The organism is Sphingobacteriales bacterium (assembly GCA_016700115.1).
GTDB lineage: Bacteria > Bacteroidota > Bacteroidia > Chitinophagales > UBA2359 > UBA2359.
The window spans coordinates 3,930,592-3,950,039 of record CP064999.1; the positions used below are offsets into that span (position 1 = coordinate 3,930,592).

Genomic DNA, 19,448 nt, shown 5'->3' on the forward strand with positions numbered 1-19,448 from the left:
TCAGGCGTTACTTTTATTTAGGCTTAAAGTGGTTTCAGCAAGAATATTGGCAGTTCTTAGCCTGATTCTATCATCGGCATTTTGGCTGATATGCTCCAAAACCTTACGTTCATTGATGTTTTTGAGTTTTGAAAGAGTATCTAAATTGTCAACGGATGCAACAGCGGTAATTGCTGACGTAAAATAAGCGGCAGTTCTGTTTACCCATTGATTAACCGTACTGTCAATCAGTGTGGTTATTCCTTTTTCGGATCTTATAATTTCAGCGATCGGGTGATTTTGCAACGCCAAAACAGTTTCTACTATTCTCCCCTGTGATTTGAGGGTAGAAAATTCTGATTTGCGTTTAAAACTTTCTGCTTCTGTGCCGACATATATATTACTGACTCCGGAACTTCCGGATGCCATAACACGAATTACAAGCAGGTTCAGGTTGATTCGTATGTTTAAAGCCGGAACCATATATTTTCTTTTAGCACTTTCTATCTGTGCTTTCTGGACTTCTTTTTCATAAGCTGCATTGACAAATACCGCAGACAAAAGTTTGGAATCCCTCAAATATTGCTCGGCTTCTACTCTCCTCAACAGTTGACCTTCTGTTGTAACAACTGTTAAGTTGGCAGCACTAACCTGCCCCTGAGCTTCATTGAGCGAAAATTCTACATCAATGCCATATTGTTGAAAACATGTTTGAAAAGTTTTGGGGTATAAATATTTCATTAACCCCATCATTGGCGCTAACCCTCCGTCTCCTCCGGCAAACTGAATGAATCCGTAAGAAAAATTCGCTTTGTCATAAGTATTCAGAGCATCAAATTTGCCTTCATGCTCAGATACAAATTTCAAAGCTTTAGCCTGAGATGCATTAAGTCCAAAACTCTGAAACTCTTGTAAGGATATTTTATCAGGAGAAACCTGTCCAAAATAGGATATCCCTTTGGTATTGATGGTATATGCGCTTGCAAAATGAGATCTAAAAACCACATTTGGGTTGCCGTTTAATGCCGAAGCAGGTAACATGATCCGGTATTCGGTGTAATCTCTCAGAATGGTAAAAGTCAGGTCGCGCTCATCTTTTCCTGTAATTCCTTCTAAAAATTCGGTTGAATTGATGATTGCGGGTTTATTTCGCCAGAACTTAACCCTTTGTTCCTGAAATTTTTTGATGGCTTCAATGGTTTTTACCAACTTTGATGGGGGTATGGAATCGGTTGAACCGGAAGGCGGCGATTCCTGTGCGGGTATTGGTTTGAGCAGGTTTAATTGTTCTAATCTTTGCTGAATTTTACGAACATCATCCGGATTATTACCAAAATTGGTCGCTCCGACAGGGGCTGACAATCCATTTTGCAGGAAAGGGATGCCAGAAAATTCTTCAACCACAAACCCCGCTCTTGCTTGTAAAATCTGTTGTAATTTGTTGGCATCCGGTTGTACAACAGTTGTGTTGAGAAACATCAAAGAAGCATGTTTCGGTTTGATTTGACCGTCAGAAACTCCGCTTTGGGGAATTACAGTTTGCTGAAAACTGCGAATGGCGGCAATGGTTTGAGGGAGGAACTGACTGTTTACCGCCTGAGAATCAGCATTAAACGGACGCTCATTGTTAAAGTGTATGGAAGATAAAAAACCAAGTCGGTTTAACTGTTCCTGCACTTTCCGAACATCTGAAGCAAGATTTACCGCATTATTTCCAACCGAATCGCTGATTTCTATCAGGTATTTAAAGGTCAAAGGCGAATTTACCGGAATATTCACCTCAACGTCCTCATCCTCCGGATCTGTAACCGGGGTATCGTTTCCGTTTTGATGATCGTTGCCGGCGTTGTTAAATCCAACTATCAGCTTTTGTCCGATACTCAGATTGTCAGAATTCAGATTATTCCAGCGGCGCAAATCTGTGATCAGAATTTTGAAACGGCTTGCAATACCCCAAAGTCCGTCACCGGCCTGAACTATGTAATAGATTGGTTTTTGCGTGGAGTTGTTGTCGGTTGGCGCAGGGTTATTGTTGTTTGTATTGTTGTTAACAGGTGGCGGATTGATAACCGTTGCTTTTTTTACCAAAATTTGCTGACCTACTCTAAGTGAATCGTTCGTCAGATTATTCAACTGACGAAGATTTGCGGCTGTGGTGTCGAAAATAAAGGCAATAAGATTAAGCGTATCGCCCGCCTTAACGGTGTACCATTGATCTGAATTGATTTGCCCTCCCGAATTTGAATTGCTGTTTTCTCCGGTGTTAATTCCATTCAAATTTGCAATCGTCAGTTTCTGCCCGATAAACAAATTATTGGTCGTCAGTTTGTTCCGCGACTTTACCTCATCCACAGTATCTCCATATTTTTTTGCGATACTCCACAAACTTTCCCCCGCTGCAACGGTATGAACAATAGTCTGAGTTCCAACATTGTTGGTCATCGGATTATTTGTGGTTGTATTATTATTCGTTGAAGACGTGTCCGGAATTTGAAGCACCTGACCAATTTGCAGCGCATTTGAAGTAAGATTGTTCTCTTTTTTTAAAGCATCTACGCCCACATTAAACTTTGTGGCAATCGCCCAAAGCGTATCTCCTGAAGCTACTACATAAGTTTGACGGTTTGAAAAGCTTCGCATTCTGATTTTACCGATGACAGAATCGGGAATCAACAATTCCTGCCCTGCAACAACAACTCCATTGGATAATTGATTGATTTCCATCAAATCTACCATCGAAATTTGGTATTGAAGGGCGATGGAAAACAGGCTTTCGTTTGGCAATACAGTGTGTATCATAATTTGGTCAAATGTCTAATCACGGATGAAGGGGGAAATTTACAATTTCTTGGTTAAAAAATGACATTTTAATGAAGTTTTGGTGCTGTCCGGTTTTTTTGAAATGCTGAAACTTTCCTTTTTAACCCGCCTTTCCATTTTATCTAAAGACCTGAATAAGTAAACGTGTAAAATTACCCGGATTTAGATTTTAGAAACTGCTACTGCTAAGGCTGAATTAAATTAAATTTAGTTTGACTAAAATTCAATCCGGAGGCGATTCCAAAAATCAAAACGGTTCAAAGTTTAACTTTGAGGCGATTCCAAAAACCAAAACGGTTCAAAGTTTAACTTTGAGGCGATTCCAAAAACCAAAACGGTTCAAAGTTTAACTTTAAGGCGATTCCAAAAACCAAAACGGTTCAAAGTTTAACTTTAAGGCGATTCCGAAAACCGAAACGGTTCAAAGTTTAACTTTAAGGCGATTCCGAAAACCGAAACGGTTCAAAGTTTAACTTTAAGGCGATTCCGAAAACCGAAATGCCTCAGAATCTAATGCGGAGGTGATTCCGAAAACCGAAATGCCTCAGAATCTTATGCGGAGGCGATTCCGAAAACCGAAATGCCTCAGAATCTTATGCGGAGGCGATTCCGAAAACCGAAATGCCTCAGAATCTTATGCGGAGGTGATTCCGAAAACCGAAATGCCTCAGAATCTTATGCGGAGGTGATTCCGAAAACCGAAATGCCTCAGAATCTTATGCGGAGGTGATTCCAAAAATCAAAATGCCTCAGAATCTAATGCAGAGGTGATTCCGAAAACCTAAATGCTATTTAACCATAAAAAATGACCTTTCAAAAAATCAATAGCTGATCTAATTAAATTGTGGCTATATGATTGATACCCCAAAAAGGGGATATTTATGCAGTAGCCGTCTGATGAACAGGTTGCTGAAACACAGCTTTCAAAATCTTTAGATTTTAAAAAAAATTAACGGAAAAGAAGGTGTATAATTGAATGGTAAAGCGGCAGTAAAGAAAATTGACGCGTTCTGCTTATATTGCGCGGAGTTTAATTTTTTAACGGCAAAGATATGAATTTCAGAATAATTTATTTAACCTGCATCATTTTGATGAACAGCCTGAATATGATGGCACAAAGCAAAGTTAGCGAAGCAACAAAAGCATCGGAACGCTTAAAAAACAAAACAATCAGACAGGATTTGAATACTCGTTCGGTTGTTTCCGGAATCGAATTTAAGAATGTCGGGCCGACAGTGATGAGCGGAAGGGTTACTTCAATCGCAGTTTCTCCTGCCGACGCAGCGCATTTTTATGTAGCATATGCTTCGGGAGGATTATGGGAAACCCGCAACAATGGAATGTCTTTTGAGCCATTGTTTGACGAAGAAATGGCAATGACAATCGGCGACATTGCGGTAAACTGGACGGTTTCACCTCCCGAAATCTGGATAGGAACCGGTGAAAACAATTCGAGTCGCTCATCCTATTCTGGAGTTGGGATTTATAAATCAGTTGATGGCGGGAAAACCTGGGAAAACATGGGCTTGCCCGAATCACATCATATCGGCCGGATTGTTTTACATCCCTCAGATACCAAAAAAGCATGGGTTGCTGTTTTGGGACACCTCTATTCTGCAAACAAGGAACGGGGAATTTACAAGACAGAAGATGGCGGTAAAACCTGGAAACAAACCCTTTATGTAGATGATAATACGGGCGGTATTGATTTAACGATAGACACCAAAAACCCTTCCCTGCTCTATGCTGCGATGTGGCACAGAGAAAGAAGGGCATGGAATTTTACGGAAGGCGGAAAAACTTCAGGTATCTATAAAAGCACGGATGGGGGGAATACCTGGACTTTGGTGAGCGGGAAAGGCTCGGGTTTTGCAGAAGGTAAAATCGGGCGAATCGGATTGGCACTTCATCCTTCCGGTGTTTTATTTTCCGTTCTGGACAATCAAAACTTCCGGCCGGAAGACCTTTCCAAAGAAAAAGACACGACAAAACTTGAAAAAAAAGAATTGCGGAATATGAGTCGTGATGAGTTTTTAAGTTTACCGGAATGGAAAGTAAAAGACTTTTTAAGAACCAACCGTTTTCCGGAAAAATATGATGTTAAAACCATAAACGGGCAAATCAAAGAGGGGAAAATAACGCCCAAAACTTTGGTGGAATATTTAGAAGATGCCAATGCAGTGTTATTTGATACCCCTGTTGTTGGAGCCGAAGTGTATCGTTCTGACAACGGAGGCATGACCTGGACTAAAGTAAACAAAGATTATATTGATGATCTATACTACTCTTATGGGTATTATTTCGGTCAGATCAGGGTGGCAGACCAATCTACTCAAAAAATTTATTTGTTAGGCGTTCCATTGATAGCCTCTGAAGACGGAGGACAAACATTTAAAGCAATTGACGGGGACAATGTACATGTTGATCATCATGTTTTATGGTTAAATCCCAACAGAAGCGAGCATTTGATAAACGGGAATGATGGCGGGGTAAATATCAGCTATGACGATGGTAAACACTGGATAAAATGCAACACCCCGCCTGTTGGTCAGTTTTATGCCATTGCCGCCGATAATCAGGAGCCTTTCAACTTGTACGGCGGGTTGCAGGATAATGGCGTTTGGACCGGCAGCAGTAATTATTCTCCCGGTGTTGGATGGCATCAGGGCGGAATTTATCCTTACAAAGAATTACTGGGAGGAGACGGGATGCAGATTGCAATAGATAACCGTAACCCGCAGTTGATTTATACCGGATTTCAGTTTGGAAATTACTACCGGATTGACCGCAGTACAGACGACTATACCCCCATTGCACCTAAACATGAATTAGGAGAACGGCCGCTGAGATTTAACTGGCAGACCCCGGTTTGTTTATCGGTTCATAACCAGGATATTGTCTATTTCGGGTCAAACAAACTTCACCGTTCCATGAATAAAGGGGATAGTTGGACTACTATTTCCCCGGATCTGACCAAAGGCGGGAAACCGGGAAATGTGCCGTATGGAACCCTGACAACCATCAGTGAATCGCCTTTTACCTTTGGTTTAATTTATGCCGGCACTGATGACGGTTATATCCACCTGACAAAAGATGGAGGCAGTACGTGGACAAAAATTTCAGACAAACTGCCGCAAGACCTTTGGGTCAGTAGCCTTCAGGCATCGCCGTTTAAAGACGGAACTGTTTTCGCAGCATTAAACGGATACCGTTGGGATAATTTTTCACCTTATATTTTCCGGTCTGATGATTACGGCAATACCTGGAAACAATTGGGATTAAATCTGCCACTTGAACCGGTAAATGTGATCAGACAAGACCCTGTCAATAAAGATTTGATTTATGTCGGTACAGACAATGGTTTGTATGTTTCAACGAATGGCGGCATTGATTTTATGAGTATGAAAGGCAAACTGCCGGCTGTTGCCGTTCACGATTTGTTGGTTCATAAACGGGACCAGAAATTGGCGGTCGGTACGCATGGTCGCTCCATTTATCTGGCAAATGTCAAACATCTTCAAATGCTGTCTGAAGAAATCATTGCAAAACCATTACATCTTTTTGAACTTTCTGAAATCAAATTCAACAAGAACTGGGGGCGAATTTTTTATAAATGGGCAGAACCCAATGAACCCTCACTCAATATTCCGGTTTATCTCAATCGGGCAGACAGTGTTTCTATTTCCATTTATCTGCCAAAATCAGAGGAAAGGCCGGATAGTTTATTGTTAAAAGAATTGAAGTTTGCAGGAGTAAAAGGCATCAATTATTTTCCATATAATCTGACTTTAGATGAAAAAGCAAGAGAGGCTTATCAACAAAGCATGAAAAAAGACGTTCCCAAAGATACGGCACCTCCTGTGGTAGTCAAAAAAGCAGACAATGGTCAGTATTATTTATTGGCCGGAAGTTATCAGGTCATCGTTGTTGCAGGAAATAACCAAGAAGAAAAAACGCTGGAGGTCAGTAAATAAACTAACATAAAATTAACCAATAATTTAACTGAAAAAACACAAATGGCTTTACAAATTGGAGATGTAGCACCGGATTTTACCTTATTCGATACCGATAAACAAAAAGTTTCCCTGTCTGATTTTAAAGGAAAAAAACTGGTGCTCTTGTTTTTCCCTTTAGCATTTACCGGAGTTTGCACGAAAGAGTTATGCGAAGTCCGCGATTCAATCGCCGATTTTAACCATCTTAATTCCGAAGTAATTGCTATTTCGGTTGACTCTCTTTATACACTTAAAAAATTCAAGGAAGACCAGAGGCTGAATTTTACCTTACTTTCAGATTTTAACAAAGAAGTCAGCGCACTTTATGATTCGCTCTATCCATTGTTTGGCTTTGGCATGAAAGGAGTTTCAAAAAGATCGGGATTTGTAATTGATGGGGAGGGAATTGTTCAATATGCAGAAGTTCTTGAATCGGCTGCCGATATACCCTCATTCTCAAACATTAAAAGAACCCTTGAAGAGTTGGAGAAATAAAAAAGACCACCCCTGCTAAACAAAGGTGGTCTGAAAAACTATTATGAAAAGCACTAAACTTTAAAAACCGGCACGCCCCATGTTTTATCTGACGAGTTCGAGATATCCACTCAACTTAACAGGTTTTTGTTGGGTATTGAGATATTGAATTTGGTAAAAATAAGTTCCTGCGGGAGCTTCTTTTCCCGAATTGTTCCAGTTACCATCCCAGGCTTCAGAATTCCGGTAGTTTGAAGTTTCAAACATTTTATCCCCCCATCGGTTAAAAATTGTAAGCTCAATATCAATTGATTCAAAACAAGCAGCATCAATGCCTGAAATAAGATAAGTATCGTTTATCCCATCAGCATTGGGTGAAAAACCGGAAGCTGCTTTTAACTCACATGCTTCTGTTTCTTCCGGAACAACAGTAACCTGAATAGTAACTGTAGCTGAACTTGAATTTCCGTAACTGTCTGTAATGGTATAATTGAACTGATCCGTTCCGGTAAAACCAATATCTGGGGTATAAAGAATACTGTTGCCCAAAATCAAAACAGTACCGGATAAAGGGTTGCTTACCGATGAAATTGTGAGAATCTCTTCTTCCGGGTCTGAGTCATTGGCTAAAACATCAATGGTAACCGGTTCTCCCATCGCAGTTTCAGATAAATCGTTTTGAGCAATGGGGGGTAAATTCGATTCAACCACCTGATTCACAGTTACGGTAACAGAAGCCTGACTGCAATTTCCAAAATTATCGCAGATTTGATACACAAAAGAGTCGGAGCCGGAAAATCCAATGGAAGGGGTATAAATAATTATACCATTAGCCTCGACTGTTAATGTCCCGTTTGAGGCATTGCCAATATTACTGATACCAATACTGGAACCTAAGTCATTGGACAATACATTGATTTCAACGGAAACATTTTCATTCGTTGAAACAACATCGGGCATCGCAAAAACCAGATCTGTAATAATTATGGTAACCGTTGCTTCGTCGCAATCTCCTGCCGGATCACAAATCAAATAAGAGAACTCATCATTTCCGGTATATCCTGTATTGGGTTGATAGATAATTTGTAATCCATCAATAATAACTGTTCCAAATTGTGGTAAAACCGGGATCGAGTTGATGATTAAATCCCCCGGTGCATGATTAGCATCACTATCGTTCAATGAAACCGGAATATTAAGTGTGGTATTTTCCATGCCATATACAATATCATCTTGTGCAATCGGCGGAACGTTTCCATCGCCGACCGAAATTGCCACATAAGCCGTATCGCATAAAGCCGGAAATCCGTCATCACAAGCCATGTAGGTAAAATAGTCAATACCCTGAAATCCTGCACCCGAAACATAAGTAGCCTCACCTGTCTCAGCATCCAAACCGACTGTTCCATGCATGGGATTTGATAAAATGGAGGCAGTCAGTGATTGGCTTTCAGGATCTGTATCATTTGCAAGTAATGAAATAATGGCAGTTCCACCTGAGGATACGGCAGCAAAATCGTTTACCGAAAGCGGATATTGATTGGAAGGGGAAGCATTGCCAACCGCTACTGATACTGTTGCGGTAGCACATAAATCATTTGAATTGCAGACAGTATAAGTAAATGTGTTGATTCCGTTAAATCCAGAGGTTGGGGTAAAGGTAATTGTCCCATCCGGGTTAACGGCAACCACCCCATTCGGAGGGGAGGTAGTATTGCTGATATTAAGGCTGCCTCCCTGAGGATTGCTGTCGTTTGTCAGAACAGGAATAGTTACAGATTGCCCTTCATTCGTTTCCGCCATATCGTGATGAGCAATCGGGTTTTGAGGCGGATTTCCGGCAGGTAAGACTGTAACAGCGACAATAGTTTGTTGACAGTTGCCAGAATTGTCACAAACCTGATAGAAAAAGTAGTCTGAACCGGTAAAACTTCCGATAGGGATATAGGTAAATGTGCCGTCCGTATTAGGAATTACAATTCCATTGGAAGCCAGACTATACGACAAAATTGTCAAATCATTTCCAGGATCGTTGTCCAGCACATCTATGGTAATGGAAGTGCCGAAAGGCGTTTGTACTACATCGGGTTGAGCCATATAATCCTCGTTCTCAGGCATTGAAGATTCGGTAATTGTAAAAAATACCTCAGCATTTGTACAGGCAGAAGAATTACAGGCAGCACATATCGTATAAGTAAGAAAATCAGAACCTGTAAAGCCATTATTGGGCAAATAAGTGATGTTGCCATTGCTCTCTACGGTTGCAGTACCATTTAAAGGAGGGACACTGATACTAATGTTTCCTGAAAAAGACTGACAAATCTCAGCATCATTGGCTGCTACATTTACAGAAACAGGAGAATTGGCATTCGATACAACCGCATCTGTTGAAGCATTTGGCGCAAAACATCCTACTTCAACATAAACAAATGCCGTATCACAAAGCCCTTGCTCAGTACAGCCTGTAATTGTAATCAGATCAGTTCCGGTGAATGTGGGTAAAGGGGTATAAATCAAACAAGTACCGGTCAATTGGCTGATGCTCATATTGTTTCCGGATAAAGCAGAAGTTAAATTGACATTTGTTAATCCTTCAAGACTACAAAAAGAAACACAAACCTCTAAAGGCGTTCCCTGTTGAGTGCAGGTTTGTTGTTCGTTCATACATTCCTGAACTACCTGAACAAAAACCGAGGCGGAAGCACAAATTCCATTAGTATTACAGACACTATATGTAAAGGTATCGGAACCGGTAAACCCATTATCAGGAGTATAGGTAATCTCCAAGCCATCATTACTGATTACCGCATTACCATGAGCAGGTGTCGTTACTTCGTTTACAGACAATAGCAGCCCGTTCGGACTATCGTCATTTTCCAATACAAAGATGGATGCCTGAACATTGATATTGGTTAAAACAAAATCATCGGAAGGTAACGGAGGAGCATCATCACAAAGATTACTGATAACGACAAATGCAAAAGTAGTCGCACAATTTCCGTTATTATCACAAGCTGTAATTGCTACGAGATCTTCACCGCTGAAACCGGTTTGTGCGCTATAAGTAAAACAACCATTCACATCAGGAGCAGAAATATTGCCATTGATTGCCGAATATTCATACAGGCTTATGTCAGAAGCGTTCAGGTTGCAAAATTCGGGACAAAAATCAGAACTGCCATTTACAGGCAGGCATAAATAGATATCCGGGTCGCAGGGAGGAGGTGGCGGTTCAACAACTATGGTAACCGTAGCAGTATCGCAAAGCGGGCAATTGTTGCAGGTTACATAAGTGATCATATCGGTTCCTGAAAATCCGGTATCGGGTGTATAATTCAAACTGTTATTGCCGGGTAAAAAGGAATAAGTTCCATGCAAAGGCGGTGATAGCACTACGGCAATTGATACGGGATTATTTGTACATAGAGGATCGTCATTCTCTAATACAGGTAAAACGAGTGAAGTTCCGGAATATGGCATTGTTTCTCCCCCGTTAAAGGAAAACATATCTCCGTTAATCAGAGCTGTATCTGAATTTGCAACCGGAGGCAAACAGCCAACATGAACATAAACCACAGAAACAGAGCAAGCTGCCGGGTCAGAATTATCACAAACGTCAAGGTAAACGATGTCTGTACCAAGGAATCCCGGAAGTGGAGTATATCTGACACAACTATCGTTTAAAAAGACCAAACTGCAGTTAAAAGTCGTATGTCCTCCTGTTAGAATTGTTTCATCTCCATCCGGATCTATATAATCATTGCAAAGTACGACCGGAGTCATTTGTCCGGTACAATAATATAAAGTATCAATCAGTGGGGGATTGTTTTGACCTTTAAGCTGGGCAGTAGATAAAGAAAACAACAAAATGGCAATATTTAATAAAATGCGTTGATTAACAGCGATACGGATTGTTTTCTTAAAGATAAATAAGCTATCTGACAGAAGTAAAATGTGCTTAAGGGGATTCATAATAGTTAGTTTAAAAAGCAGTATAAAATGCTCTTGCTAACTTTTGTTACCAAATTTTGAGCCAATTTTAGAATTTATATCCTGACAAGGTTTTCCATTAATTCTGTGGTCAATATTCTTTCATTCTTGTTCAAAATTTTAGAAAAAATTCAAATCTTTATGCTCATTTTTGTTTGCAATTGAAAAAACACAACACAATCCCAAACTATGAAGATGAATTATTTAGCACCGCTCTTAATTGTTGGTCTGTTAATTTTAAGTTCTTGTAAATATTCTGATGAATGGAAAACTGTAGAGGCTGTTACAAAGGATAAAAAACAACCATTTTCAATTCAGTTTCCGGCTTATATGGAGGAAAATAAAAAACATGAACTGCACGAAAATGCACCTGTTCAATATGTAAACTACTTCAGGAATGTTTACGCGATTGTTAATGACACAGCAGGAACAGATATTTTTCGAAAAATAGCAGACCAGGAATTGGTAGAATTAATCGCAATTTTAGAAAAACCACAAATTTTAGACACGTTAATGCTGACAATAAACAATATGTCTGCTGTAATGGCTATGTTAACAGGCAGTGTTGGAGTTGATGATATTGTAGAACGAATTTACTATCAGGTAACAGTCGTTCAGGGAAATGAAAGAACCTATAGAATAATACTTTGGACATGGGATAAGAATAGAGAAAAATACCGGGAAGAATTTCAGAAAATTGCCCAATCTTTTAAGGAATTATGAACCCGGTGATCAATATATCTGAGTGTGATATTGATGAAGTTGTCAAAGTTTTACAACAAATACCCGAGTTTGCATTTAACAGAAAATCACCTCAGTCCGAAAAAAAATGGATCGAAGAAAGGTTAAAAGGGGTTGAACATATTTTGTTGATTGCAAAGGTAAACGATGAAATTGCCGGAGTTAAGGTAGGCTATAATCGTTGGAATGACGGCTCCTTTTACAGTTGGCTTGGGGGGGTATTGCCCAAACATAGGCGCATAGGGGTTGCTAAAGCTTTAGCTCTAAAACAGGAAGAAATGGTCAAATCTTTAGGCTATAAAAGCATTGTATTTAAAACCAGAAACCGGTTTAGGACCATGATTTTGTTTGGAATCAGCAACGGATTCGATATCGTTAAAGTAACCCGAACTGCTGAGATAACAGATTACAGAATATATCTTCAAAAATTCTTAGAGTAACAAGCTCAACAGGGGGTTTTATTTCAGGGTTATCTGTTGAAATCTATATCAGGCGCTGAAAAATTCTCTGAAATCACCTGAAAAGTCGTCCGTCTGTTTTGTTGATGCTGTTCTTCAGTACAAGATACTCCGTTAGAACATTCATTCACTAATCGGGTTTCACCAAATCCTTTTGCCAGCAACCTCCTGCTGTCAACTCCTTGCTGAACAAGGTAAGAAACTGCTGCTTCTGCCCTGTTTTGTGATAAGGTTTCGTTATACCGGTCAGAGCCCCTTGAGTCGGTATGTGAGCCCAACTGAATTTTAATAGCTGGATTTTCTTTCAGCAAAACAGCCAGTTGATTTAATGTCGGTTGAGCATCGGCACGAATTTCGTACTTGTCTAAATCATAATATATGTTCTCAAGAACAATTTCTTTTTGGCGGTAGATTTTATCCAGCATTAACTCAGCATACATATAAATGGTATCTAAATCTGAAGTTTCTGGCAGATTTTTGGTAGTTATCTCATCAGATTGTTTAAAATAGCTGTTTTTAAAAGCAGTTATTTTGTAATCAGTATTGGGTTCTAAAGTCAAACTGAATTGTCCTTTCGAATCAGTTACTAATCGGCTGGATATGCGGCTCTCCACACTCAATCCTAACACTTCACCAATTGCATCCGGTACCGGTATTTTACCTGTAACTTCACTATTGGGATTATCTAATTCGGAAAAAGTTTTTTCTACAACCTGAACAGTTAAGTGGTAAACAAGCCCATCCGGTTTAGCTTTGTCAGGAGGTATTTGTGAAATCAAAGAATCAGGTATGTCCTTCGGAGTTTCAAGAATTAGTCCATAAATATCGTCGTTCCCCAATCCACCTTTTCTCGAAGAGGTGAAATATCCTATTGTTTCAATAGAATCTAATAGTTCCGGCTTGATATAAGGTTCAAAATAAATTGCAAAATCATCGGCTGCAGAGTTGATGGGTGATTTTAAATTCTCAGGTTTTGTCCATTTCTTTCCGGTTCGGGTAGCACTAAATATATCTAATCCCCCCATTCCACTATGACCGGATGAAGCAAAATAAAGTTTGCCGTCAATTCCAATATGAGGAAAGCCCTCGTAATATTCTGTGTTTATCTCCGGCCCCAGATTTTCAGGATCACTCCAAAATCCATCCCTGCCTTTTGTAACGCGATATAAATCTTTGTCACCAAAACCATTAGGGCTGTCTGCCGAAAAATACAATTCCATGCCATCTGAACTTAAAAAAGGCTGACCTACATTGATTGTATCTGCATCAAACAAAGGTATTGGCTCCGGTATTGACCATTGACCATTCTCATCTCTCATGCTTGCATATATTTTACAATAATCGTCCATTTTATTTGAACTTCCACAAGCAGTGAAAAATATCTCTTTAAAATCAGGGCTAAAAGCAACCGCTCCTTCATTAAAATCTGTATTGATAACCTGACTAAATGGAACAGGTTCTGAAAATACAAACCCGCTTTTATTTTCTGCAATAAATATATCAGCATGTTTTTCACCGGTCCAACCGTAAAGTTTTTCTCCGGTGGCACTACTTCTTGAAGAGGTAAATACTATTTTATTTCCCTGAAAAATAACAGGTGAATAATCAGACGCAGGAGAATTTAAACTGTTAATTGGAAAAATTTTATGTGTAGTTGGTGATTCTTGCCATTCCAATGCCTGCCGGCAAGCCTGGAGTTGTTTCGCAGCTCTTGCCCTGTCCTTTGGGTTGCTGAGTGTATATTCTTTAAACAACTGCATAGCCTGATTATATTTTCCGTTGCTTTTTAGCATTAGTGCATACTTGAATAACAAAGATTGCTCGCTACTATATTCAAGCGCTTTTTTATACCATTTCTCAGCATCTTCAGTATGATTTGCCATCCTGAAACACTCGGCTATATTATAGGCTATTGAGGACTGTTTTAACACATTTTTTTCATTGTTAAATTCAGTGATAAGGAGTTGACTTGCAGTAATATATTGCTTATTTTCTAATGCTGTTGAAGCACTAATTTTGGGCTCAAACAATAATCTACAACCTGAAAGGCTAACTATAAGAAATAATCCTATGAATAACCCAAATCGCAAAAAATTTGTCATATAATGATATTGATTAGAAACTAACTCCGGAAGAAAGAACGGTTGTTTAGTTAATTTTTTTTAAGTTGATAAGAATATAAAGGAATGGCAAGAAATTTGTTTATTCTTTTGGTAGGATATCCCCTTTTATTAACTCAAATAACAACTAACCAAGCAAAAGTAAACCTGATAATCCGTTAGAACTACTATTCGAAGTAAATTATTTTATTTCAAATAAAAGCCTTAACAACTCAAGGGATTATTTTAGCTTTGCCGCACAAGTAAGACTCTAAAAATTTATAATTCTGTGAAACTTAAGCATAGTTTAAAAAAGCAATGAAAAAGGCAATAGTTCTGATAGTATTAGTGAGTGTATTTAGTGCATGTACCGATTCAACTAAAAAAAGCGTAACACATAACCAATACAATGGTGCGATAATCACCGAAAAGGAATCTGAAAAAAATCTGCTGTTACCAAAAGAGCATAAAGCAGAATACAGTTTTTCAAATCAGACATCTAAAGATATTTTTAAGTTAGAATCAGATGGTTTTGATCCTCTTCAGTCAACCATTAAATTTACCATAACCAACAATAAAGGAGAAGTTATTTTTGAGGAAAGTTTCAAGTCTGATTTATTGATTGATGACAAAATCTACGATCAGGTTCAAAATCCAACAAACGACGATAAAAAAAAGTATGTTATCAACAGGATGAAAACTTTTTTTGATGTTAACTCTTTTTCAATGCCCGCTATCACGGATGAAGATGAATTTACTGCGGAATATTCTGATCGCTCCATTTGGGAAGATATAAAAAGCGATACGAGTTCTGTAGGTTTTTATTATCTTTTAGGGTCAGTCAATGGTAAAAGTATAGCGTATTCAAAAAAACAGAATAAAGTAGTCGTATTTTTTAATTGTTGTTAAAAATTAACACAAAGGTTAGCAAGTAAATGGCTCAGTTCGAAGGTCATCTGTTTTAGAACTTATATAAGCCAACCTTTGTTCCTGTTGTATGAAAAATACAGGTATCCTGTTATTGATTTTAGGCATTTTCGCTCAGACGCTTTGTCATTTGTCTGTATCAGTTAATTACCTTCTCAATAAGGAATACATTACTCAGAATTATTGCATAAATAAAAGCAAACCGGAAAAAAAATGCTTTGGTAAATGCCATTTAAAAAAAGTATTTACCCAGGTTGAAAATAATGATACCGGTAACCCCAAGTCTGATTTGGTATTTCAGCTTGTTTGGCAGATTTCTCCGGGTTATACCTGTAAGTTTAAAACATTGGAATTATCACCAACTTTCCCGATCAACAGAAGATCAGAGAATAAACCATTCACTTTCTCTTATTTATTTCAACCGGTTTTTACCTTTTTCCACCCACCTCCATTGTTGGCATCCTTTTGAAGATAAATACGCTGTTTCATTAGCTGTTTCCCGATAACTCTTTTTTTGAATCAGTTTTTTGGCTCAAAGTGATTTGTAGCTAAATTTTATTTTCCCGTTTCTTTCATGAATTGGGGAAGTGTTTTCATTAATTAAGCTAATCCATTTAAAATGAAATCTTTAAAACTTTATATAACAATACTGTCCATCATTTCCATCACCATTTTGGGATCATGCCATAAACATAATCATGCAGGTAACGTAACAATAGAAATTGAAAGTCCGACTGAAGGCATGATTTTAATTAGTGGGGATAGTTTGGATATACATATTCACTATACTTCAGACGACATGATTCATAATGTAGAAGTCAAAGTTGTCAATGAGACCAATAACAACGAAATTGTTTACAGTTTTGATGAACATGTACATGCAGAAAACTCATATTCTTTTGAAGATAAAATTCCGTTAACCGTTACTGAAAACAGTTTGTTTCATATAGAAACTATAGTATCCGGTCATGGTTTTAACGATGATTTATTTACAGAAAAAGTAAATTTTGAAGTGCAGATGCCTTGACTTTTTTGAGTAAGTCTTAAAAATACCCCCTGCTTCCATAGTTTTGGGGGTATTTTTTTTTATTTGTTGCCATCTAAGAATGAAACATTAAGCACATATTCTTAGAACAATCGTTAAAGCATTACTATTTAGTTTGTTTTTCGTACTTTTGCCCGTTAAAATAAATGTACTAAAAAATATGAGAGAGGTAAGATTGAGAGAAGCAATTCGGGAAGCGATGTCTGAAGAAATGCGCCACGACGAGCGGGTATTTTTAATGGGAGAAGAAGTGGCTGAATATGATGGAGCTTATAAAGTAAGTCAGGGAATGTTGGCTGAATTTGGAGAAAAAAGAATAATAGATACGCCTATCACTGAACTTGGATTTGCAGGAATCGGAGTTGGTGCCGCTATAAACGGGTTAAGACCCATTGTAGAATTTATGACCTGGAATTTTGCGGTTCTGGCTTTTGATCAAATAGTAAATTCTGCTGCAAAAATATTGTCTATGTCTGCCGGACAATTTTCTTGTCCTATAGTTTTCAGAGGGCCTACAGGTTCTGCCGGACAATTAGGTGCTCAACATTCTCAGACCTTTGAAAGTTGGATGGGCAATGTTCCCGGGTTAAAAGTTGTCTCCATATCGAATCCCTATGACGCAAAAGGGCTGCTAAAATCTGCAATCCGGGACAATGACCCTGTTTTGTTTATGGAATCTGAAGTGATGTATGGAGATATCGGGCATGTACCGGATGAGGAATATCTGATTCCAATCGGAAAAGCGGATGTTAAACGAGCAGGGACCGACGTAACCTTGGTTTCTTATAATAAAATGGTGAAAGTTGCTCTTGCTGCTGCTGAAGAATTAGCCAAAAATAATATCAGTGCAGAAGTAATTGACTTACGCACAATACGGCCAATGGATTATCAGACATTAGTCGAGTCGCTTAAAAAAACAAACAGAATGATTGTTGTTGAAGAGGCCTGGCCGTTTGCTTCAGTTGCAACCGAAATTGCTTACAGTATGCAACGATTTGCTTTTGATTATTTAGATGCTCCCATCATCAGAATCAGTGGAACAGATACTCCTGTTCCTTATGCACCCAATTTAGTTTCCGGTTTTATTCCAAATCCGGAAAAAGTAATTCGTGCAGTCAATGAAGTCTTATACATCAACAAATAAGTTTCCTCTTAATTACCCCATCAGGGCAAGATCATAAAGGAATCAAAAAAAGTATTCACTTCGGGCTCCATGATTTTTGTTTTATCTCCTGTTACACTAAGGAGATAAAAATCGGTACTTGTTCTGACCATTAAATAACGCATATATACATTGGGGAGTGTTTCTCCCATTTTTAACTGCCCTTCCTGTGCCTCAAAATCTAATACTTGTATCAATTCCTGATACTCTATTTCAGCACCTTTAGATTTTGCAAGCCGCAAGGCAATTTCTTTGTAAAATGTTTCATTTTCAACTACCGAACTATCATTTAATGCAGTATAAGCGATATTGTATAAAAGTTCATTCCTTGTGTCGTTATAGGAATACATGATTAAATCATCCTCCATCCACTCAATTTCCGCAGAATCCGGTACTAATATTTGAAATCCCGCTTCTGCAGCATCTAATAAAATAAAAGGATGATTATACATGCTTAAATCTGCTTCAGATTCCTGTGGCTCTGCTTTAGTTTCAATGGCCCTATAAACCTTATTGGATGAATAGACCGGAGAAACGGTATATCCCTTTTTTCTCAACAAGCTAATTATTCCCTCTTCTCCGGGAAGATGAAGCGCACCAACAGCAGTAAAAGTGGGTTTGATTTTCATGAAGCTATCCATTCGTTCGGCCATAATGTTGTTTCGGTTTACCACAATCGCTTTGTCAAAAGAATCAGTATCAGTATCCTGTTCATTTTTATAAAACGAAAATAAAGCATCCAAATCCTGCTCAAGATATTTTTGTATCATGAAATCCATGGAAGAATCTTCCTTGCCAATATTGTTGACCTGTTCAAGCAACATCTCTGCCTGAACGGTTAAAGGCATTTGATCAATTGCAGCCATCTGCTCTTCAACACTTTCTATGCTAATGATGGATTTATTGTTTTTAACGCCATAATCCTGAAAATACATATCCAGTAAAAATCTTTCCCGGTTAACCTCATCATTCTCCTCATCCAATTCACCAAGTAATGAAGCCAAAAACATGGGCTTGATTTTATCAACATTATACAACACTCCCAATATGCCCATCTTTTTGGAAACTGCCTTCTTTACCAACTGATAGGTTTCGGGTGGATATAAATCTTTCAGGGTGGTATCGCGCATATACATTTGCTTCATGGCACCAAAAAAATCACGGATACCCATATTGTTTGTAGCAATCTCTAAAGCCACGGCTTCACAACTTTGAAGTGAAACCATTACGGAGTCTCCTAAATTGTGCATTCTCGAATCTTTAGAATGCATGGTTCCATATAAATAAGAAGGTTTTGTCAACTCATTACCTTCTATTCTCCAATGCAGGGTGTTGTAATTCTGCCCATAAAACAATTCTGAAATTAATATCAAGCTATAAAAAAGTAACCACTTTAAGTTCATACAACAAGGATAGATTTGTTTCAAGGAAATTGCAAAAAAGCTTTCGGGACTAATTTAGCCTGAATAAAAACAGATTCAATTTACAATAGTTCTCTTAATAAATTTTTGAGATAAATCCGGTAAAGAGATTTGTGGAAGCAAAAAAATAAAGCCCAATGAAGCAAATTAAGGATATCGTATTCTTTCATTACCTGTATAACTGGTTTTCTATTCATGAAGGCTGCCTGAAAATTTATAGCCTCGTTTTGAGACAATCCTAGCTTTCTTGGAAATGGGTTTACTACAATAAATGATAATGACAATATAATTACGTTAAAAAGGGTCGCAATCCTAGCTTTCTTGGAAATGGGTTTAC

Annotated in this window: 11 protein-coding genes and 1 CRISPR repeat array (1 of these 12 running past the window's edge); of the genes, 7 read left to right on the plus strand and 4 right to left on the minus strand. The window is 38.4% G+C overall.

The features are described 5' to 3' along the window. Entirely contained in the window at positions 1–2,778 is a 2,778-nt protein-coding gene (locus IPM47_13930; GenBank protein ID QQS27965.1) for a LysM peptidoglycan-binding domain-containing protein, read from the minus strand. A gap of 1,073 nt (positions 2,779–3,851) precedes the next feature. Between IPM47_13930 and IPM47_13935 the strand changes: the two genes are divergently transcribed. After that, positions 3,852–6,773, plus strand: a complete 2,922-nt coding sequence (locus IPM47_13935; GenBank protein ID QQS27966.1) for a glycosyl hydrolase — start codon at positions 3,852–3,854, stop codon at positions 6,771–6,773. A 42-nt stretch (positions 6,774–6,815) separates the two neighbouring features. Then, the gene (locus IPM47_13940) at positions 6,816–7,289 is read left to right on the plus strand and encodes a redoxin domain-containing protein (GenBank protein ID QQS27967.1); all 474 of its coding nucleotides are present in this window, start codon (positions 6,816–6,818) and stop codon (positions 7,287–7,289) included. Positions 7,290–7,373: 84 nt separating this feature from the next. Here the strand turns inward: IPM47_13940 and IPM47_13945 are convergent, their stop codons facing one another. Then, positions 7,374–11,240 (minus strand): tandem-95 repeat protein, encoded by a 3,867-nt coding sequence (locus tag IPM47_13945; GenBank protein ID QQS27968.1) that lies wholly within the window; start codon positions 11,238–11,240, stop codon positions 7,374–7,376. Positions 11,241–11,453: 213 nt separating this feature from the next. On the opposite strand from IPM47_13945, the gene IPM47_13950 reads away from it, so the two are divergent. Beyond that, a complete protein-coding gene (locus IPM47_13950) occupies positions 11,454–11,981 on the plus strand; it encodes a hypothetical protein (GenBank protein QQS27969.1) in 528 nt (175 codons plus the stop codon). Beyond that, on the plus strand, positions 11,978–12,439 hold the full coding sequence (locus tag IPM47_13955; protein QQS27970.1) for a GNAT family N-acetyltransferase: 462 nt from the start codon (positions 11,978–11,980) through the stop codon (positions 12,437–12,439). The genes IPM47_13950 and IPM47_13955 overlap by 4 nt, the downstream gene beginning before the upstream one ends. A 29-nt stretch (positions 12,440–12,468) precedes the next feature. On the opposite strand, the gene IPM47_13960 is transcribed toward IPM47_13955, so the two are convergent. Then, positions 12,469–14,388 carry an OmpA family protein gene (locus tag IPM47_13960; protein ID QQS27971.1) on the minus strand — a complete coding sequence of 640 codons (1,920 nt, stop codon included), beginning with the start codon at positions 14,386–14,388 and terminating at the stop codon, positions 12,469–12,471. Positions 14,389–14,874: 486 nt separating this feature from the next. Between IPM47_13960 and IPM47_13965 the strand changes: the two genes are divergently transcribed. The 3 genes from IPM47_13965 to IPM47_13975 all read left to right on the plus strand — a co-directional run bounded on the left by IPM47_13965 (position 14,875) and on the right by IPM47_13975 (position 17,672). Further along, the gene (locus tag IPM47_13965; protein ID QQS27972.1) at positions 14,875–15,465 is read left to right on the plus strand and encodes a hypothetical protein; all 591 of its coding nucleotides are present in this window, start codon (positions 14,875–14,877) and stop codon (positions 15,463–15,465) included. 637 nt (positions 15,466–16,102) lie between these two features. After that, complete coding sequence (locus IPM47_13970; GenBank protein QQS27973.1) at positions 16,103–16,510, plus strand: hypothetical protein; 408 nt, start codon at positions 16,103–16,105, stop codon at positions 16,508–16,510. 178 nt (positions 16,511–16,688) lie between these two features. Then, entirely contained in the window at positions 16,689–17,672 is a 984-nt protein-coding gene (locus IPM47_13975; protein ID QQS27974.1) for a pyruvate dehydrogenase complex E1 component subunit beta, read from the plus strand. 20 nt (positions 17,673–17,692) lie between these two features. Here the strand turns inward: IPM47_13975 and IPM47_13980 are convergent, their stop codons facing one another. Further along, positions 17,693–19,093, minus strand: coding sequence for a TraB/GumN family protein (locus IPM47_13980; GenBank protein QQS27975.1), 1,401 nt, complete (start codon positions 19,091–19,093; stop codon positions 17,693–17,695). 247 nt (positions 19,094–19,340) lie between these two features. After that, positions 19,341–19,448: direct repeats of the CRISPR family, unit length 37 nt; it runs 12,546 nt beyond the window's last position.